General features: G+C 66.2%; 2 protein-coding genes. Both read left to right on the top strand.

Annotated elements, in window-relative coordinates:
- Window positions 1–58: 58 nt before the first annotated feature.
- A complete protein-coding gene (locus ABZU46_RS31785; RefSeq protein WP_354863383.1) occupies window positions 59–382 on the top strand; it encodes a transposase in 324 nt (107 codons plus the stop codon).
- A complete protein-coding gene (locus tag ABZU46_RS31780) occupies window positions 379–1275 on the top strand; it encodes an IS3 family transposase (RefSeq protein WP_354863382.1) in 897 nt (298 codons plus the stop codon). The genes ABZU46_RS31785 and ABZU46_RS31780 overlap by 4 nt, the downstream gene beginning before the upstream one ends.
- The last annotated feature ends 46 nt before the right edge of the window (window positions 1276–1321 follow it).

Below are 1321 nucleotides of genomic sequence, written 5' to 3'. Positions count from 1 at the left end.
TGGGCCTGCCCCGTTTTGACGGACATCCGAGAACAGGGGACCTGGGGTCTCCGGGAGGATGTCCATCATCATGGAGAGCATGGGGAAGAAGCGGCCGCGGCCTCGGCGTTCGTTCACGCCGGAGTTCAAGGCTGAGATCGTCGAGTTGTGCCAGCGCGGTGACCGCACGCTTCGACAGGTCAGCCAGGATTTCGACCTGACCGAGACCGCGGTGCGTGACTGGGTCAAGCAGGCCGACCTTGACACCGGTGCCCGCACCGACGGTCTGACCAGCAGCGAACGAGACGAGCTTGCGCAGCTGAGGCGGGAGAACCGCAGGCTGCGCGAGGACGTGGACATCCTCAAGCGGGCGACGGCTTTCTTCGCGAAGGAGACCCGGTGAACGTGCACCCGTTCATCGAGGCGGAGCAAGCCGGCGAACACAACGTCAAGCGTGCGTGTGAGCTGCTCGAGGTCTCCAGGTCCGCCTACTACCAGCGCAAATCCGGTGTCCAGTCCGTTCGTGGGCGCGTTGATGCCCAGCTCACCGAGAAGATCATCCAGATTCATGCGGTGTCGAAGGGCACCTACGGGGCGCCACGGATTCACGCCGACCTCGCCGACGCCGGCATGCGGCACGGCCGTAAACGCGTCGCCCGGCTGATGCGCGCCGCTGAACTGGCCGGGAAGAGCCCTCGCCGGTGGCGGGCCACGACGATCCCGGACCCGAACGCCGGCAGACGCCCCGACCTGGTCGGACGTGACTTCACCACCGATCCGGGCGCCCTCAATTCCCGCTGGTGCGGGGACATCACCTACATCAACACCTGGCAGGGCTGGCTCTACCTGGCCACCGTTATCGACCTGGCCTCACGCCGCATCGTCGGCTGGGCCATCGCCGAGCACCTCAAAACCGACCTGATCGACGCCGCTCTCACCGACGCCCTCGTGCGGCGCCGACCCAAGTCCGGGCTGGTCTTCCACTCAGATCGCGGCTGTCAATACACCAGCGCCCAGCACGCCCGCCTCGCGCAACGTCACGGCATCCGCCTGTCCGTCGGACGGCGCGGGCAGTGCTGGGACAACGCGGTCGCCGAATCGTTCTTCTCCACCATCAAGACAGAACTGCTACACCGCCAGCCATGGCCCACCCACCAAGCCGCCCGCCAGGCCATATTCGAGTACATCGAAGGGTGGTACAACACCCGCCGCCGGCACTCGACCCTGGGCTACCTCAGCCCCGCCGCCTTCGAATCCACCGGTTCGCACCTCCTACCAGCGGCCCAGGCAGCCTGACTAAGATCAACACATCGACCCTGTCCGTCGAAACGGGTCAAGCCCA

The sequence above is a fragment of the Micromonospora sp. NPDC005197 genome, from assembly GCF_040608295.1.
In the GTDB taxonomy this organism is placed as follows: domain Bacteria; phylum Actinomycetota; class Actinomycetes; order Mycobacteriales; family Micromonosporaceae; genus Micromonospora.
This window is presented reverse-complemented; position numbering and strand designations above follow the sequence as displayed.